Origin of the sequence: Streptomyces sp. WELS2 (assembly GCF_013870595.1) — a bacterium.
In the GTDB taxonomy this organism is placed as follows: Bacteria; Actinomycetota; Actinomycetes; order Streptomycetales; family Streptomycetaceae; genus Streptomyces.
Genome location: NZ_JACBWZ010000643.1, coordinates 1 through 3,643, shown reverse-complemented (window position 1 = coordinate 3,643; position 3,643 = coordinate 1). Strand labels below are relative to the sequence as shown.

The following is a 3,643-nucleotide window of genomic DNA, read 5'->3' as shown; positions in this document are numbered from 1 at the left end:
CGGTGATCGGCGGGGCGGCGGCCGGGGCGGGGGCGACGTTCCGCATGCGCTGCTCCCGGGGTACGGAGGGCCACTCCGCCGATCGGCTCGGTGTCGGCGGTGCTCGAATGTAGCTCAGGCGGCAGCGTTCGGTGACCGGATCCAAGAAGTCGTGATCGGCTGATGATGTGGGCGTGTCCGGGGGACTCGGGGGACATGAGTCATGTGAACCCCGATCCGGAGCCCGAGCGCAGCACCGGGCTGGAACCCGGCGGCTCGGTCCCGCCCGGCGAGACCCCGCCCGCCGAGAGCAGCATGCCCGAGGCCGGGCCCCGGGAGACGCACAATCCGCCGAAGGGCTGGGGGAAGGCGCCGCTGACCGTGATCCTGGTCCTGGTGATCCTGATCGCGGCGTTCTTCCTGGTCTACGCGCTGGTCCTCATCCTGTGATCCGCCGCCGGGCGGGACGCTCAGCCCTGGGTGCGCCGGACGCACTCGGTGACGACGCCCCGCAGGCTGCCGGTGCGCTCCAGCAGCCGGCGCTGCTCCCGCGCGCCGTTGCCGTGGCGCAGCAGCTCCTCCACGCCCCGCGCGGCGCGGTCGGCGTCGCCCATGCCGGTGAGCGCGTCCCCGGTGTGCTCCAGCAGGGACTCCAGCACCCGCGCGGCGGGCCGGGGCCGCAGTGTGACCGGGTCGAGCAGGTTCTCCTCCAGGCCGAACCGGGCGGCCTGCCAGTCGGCCAGCCGGATCAGGCTCACCCCCGGGTCGGGCGCCGGCCGGCCCGCCCGCCAGTCGGCCGCGGCCGTCTCCACCAAGGCGCGCACCAGCGTCGCGAGCAGGACGGCGGTCTCGGCGGACAGGCACACGTCCGCCACCCGGACCTCCACCGTCGGGTAGCGGGCGGACAGCCGCGCGTCGAAGTAGACCATGCCCTCGTCCAGCACGACTCCCGTGTCCACCATCTCGGTCACCCGCCGGTGGTAGCGCTCGGGGGTCCCGAACGGCTCGGTCGGCCCGGCCGAGGGCCATCGGTTCCACACCCGGCTGCGATAGCTGGCGTAGTCGGTCTCGCGGCCCTGCCAGAACGGGGAGTTGGCGCTCATCGCCCGCAGCACCGGCAGCCATGGGCGCAGCCGGTCCAGGACGGCGACGCCCTCCTCGTCCGACGCCACGGAAACATGCACATGGCAGCCGCAGACGAGCTGGTCCCAGGTGGGTATCCCGAACCGCTCGGCCAGCCACTGATAGCGCCCGTTCACACTGAGCGAGGGGCTGACCGGCAGCGGCGAGGTGGCCAGCGCGGCGACCCCGCAGCCGATCTCCCCGGCGTGCCGGCCCGCCTCCTTGCGGCAGCGGACGATCTCGTCCCCGAGCAAGGCCATGTCCGACTGCGGATGCGTGGCGAACTCCAGCATCTGCCCGAACAGCTCCTTCTCGAAGACCTGCTGTCCGGGATCGTCCTGGGCGGCGCGGGCGAGGACGGCCGCCGCCAGCGCCTTCGGGTCGCCGCTGTCCGGATCGACCAGGAGGAGTTCCTCCTCCACTCCAACGGTGCGCACGTGATGCCGCCCTTCCATGTCGTGCCGCGAGGGGCAGTCGGGTTCTGTACGACCCCGAATGCCCCTCGCGCGCCCGCCGACACCTGGGGGCGGCTTCAGCCCTCCGGCACCAGCCACACCGTGGCCAGCGGCGGCAGCGTCAGGGTGAGGAACCCGTCCTCGGCCCCGACCGGCCCCCCGGCGCCGACACCGCTGCCGCCGTAGCCCACCTCGTCGGTGTTGAGCTCCTCCCGCCAGGCCGCGCCGCCGTCGGGCACCCACAGCCGGTAGCCGTGCCGGACGACCGGGGAGAAGTTCGACACCGCCAGCAACGGGGCGCCGTCCGCGGCGAACCGCAGGAACGCCAGCACGTTGTCGTCCGCCGCGTCGCACAGCACCCACCGGAAGCCGCCCGGGTCGGTGTCCCGCTGCCACAGCGCCGGCGTCGCCCGGTACACCGTGTTCAGGTCCCTGACCAGCGACTGCACGCCCCGGTGGTCGCCCGCCGAGTGGTAGTCGTCACCGAGCAGCCACCACTCCGGTCCATGCCGCTCCGACCACTCCGCTCCCTGCGCGAACTCCTGTCCCATGAACAACAGCTGCTTGCCGGGGTGGGCCCACATGAACCCCAGGTATGCGCGGTGGTTGGCGCGGCGCTGCCACCAGTCGCCGGGCATCTTCGACACCAGCGCCCGCTTGCCGTGCACCACCTCGTCGTGCGAGATCGGCAGGACGTAGTTCTCGCTGTAGGCGTACACCATCGAGAAGGTCATCTCGTCGTGGTGGTACTTGCGGTGCACCGGCTCCTTCTGGACGTACTCCAGCGAGTCGTGCATCCAGCCCATGTTCCACTTCAGCCCGAAGCCCAGCCCGCCGCCGTCGGTCGGCCGGGTCACCCCGTCCCAGGCGGTGGACTCCTCGGCGATCGTCACCACCCCGGGACAGCGCCGGTAGACCGTGGCGTTCATCTCCTGGAGGAAGGCCACCGCGTCCAGGTCCTCCCGGCCGCCGAACACGTTCGGCTCCCACTGCCCGGAGTCCCGTGAGTAGTCCAGGTAGAGCATGGAGGCGACGGCGTCCACCCGCAGCCCGTCGATGTGGAACTCCTCGCACCAGTACACGGCGTTCGCCACCAGGAAGTTGCGCACCTCCGTACGGCCGTAGTCGAACTCGTACGTCCCCCAGTCCGGGTGCTCGGCACGGGAGGCGTTCCCGGGCTCGTACAGCGGGTCCCCGTCGAACCGGGCCAGCGCCCAGTCGTCCTTCGGGAAGTGCGCCGGCACCCAGTCCATGATCACACCGAGCCCGGCCCGGTGACAGGCGTCCACGAAGTACCGGAAGTCGTCCGGGGAACCCAGCCGGGGCGTCGGCGCGTAATAGGAGGTGACCTGATACCCCCACGAGCCGCTGAACGGATGCCCGGCCACCGGCATCAGCTCGATGTGCGTGAAGCCCATCTCCCGCGCGTACGCGGGCAGTTCCTCCGCCAGCTGCCGGTATCCGGCACCGGGCCGCCAGGACGGCAGATGCACCTCGTACACCGAGAACGGCGCCTGGTGCACGGGGGTGTCCGCGCGGTGCGCCATCCACTCGGCGTCGCCCCACGTGTAGTGCGAGGCCGTCACCACCGACGCGGTGTCCGGCGGGACCTCCGCGCACCGCGCCATCGGGTCGGCCTTCAGGAACCGGTGGCCGTACCGCGAGGTGATCTCGAACTTGTACCGGGTGCCCTCGCCGATCCCCGGCAGGAACAGCTCCCACACCCCGGACGCGCCGAGCGAGCGCATCGGGTACTGCGTGCCGTCCCAGTACGTGAAGTCGCCGGCCACCCGCACCCCTTGGGCATTGGGCGCCCACACCGTGAACCGGGTGCCGGCCACGCCCTGGTGGACCATCGGCTCCGCCCCGAGCGCCCGCCACAGCTGCTCGTGCCGGCCCTCCCGGATCAGATGCAGGTCCAGCTCGCCCAGCGCGGGCAGGAAGCGGTAGGGGTCGTGCACCTCCAGCTCCCCGTCGTCGTACGCCACGAGCAGGGTGTACGACGGGATGGCCGGGCAGGGCAGCACGCCGGCGAACAGCCCGTCGCCCTCGGAGCGCAGCTCGGTGCGGTCCCCGTCGACCAGGAC

3 protein-coding genes are annotated in these 3,643 nt (G+C 72.1%); 1 reads left to right on the top strand and 2 read right to left on the bottom strand.

Annotated features, from left to right (window positions below):
- Positions 1 to 195 precede the first annotated feature (195 nt).
- A complete protein-coding gene (locus H5J33_RS27295) occupies positions 196 to 429 on the top strand; it encodes a DUF6480 family protein (RefSeq protein ID WP_181797502.1) in 234 nt (77 codons plus the stop codon).
- Between the two features lie 20 nt (positions 430 to 449).
- On the opposite strand, the gene H5J33_RS27290 is transcribed toward H5J33_RS27295, so the two are convergent.
- Positions 450 to 1,538, bottom strand: coding sequence for a glutamate--cysteine ligase (locus H5J33_RS27290; protein WP_181797501.1), 1,089 nt, complete (start codon positions 1,536 to 1,538; stop codon positions 450 to 452).
- A 95-nt stretch (positions 1,539 to 1,633) separates the two neighbouring features.
- Positions 1,634 to 3,643 (bottom strand): 1,4-alpha-glucan branching enzyme (gene glgB, locus H5J33_RS27285; RefSeq protein ID WP_181797500.1); only part of this gene is annotated, 2,010 nt, incomplete at its 5' end.

Coding starts and splice junctions, on each gene's coding strand:
- H5J33_RS27295 (WP_181797502.1), top strand. CDS start 196: ATGAGTCATGTGAACCCCGATCCGGAGCCCGAGCGCAGCACCGGGCTG.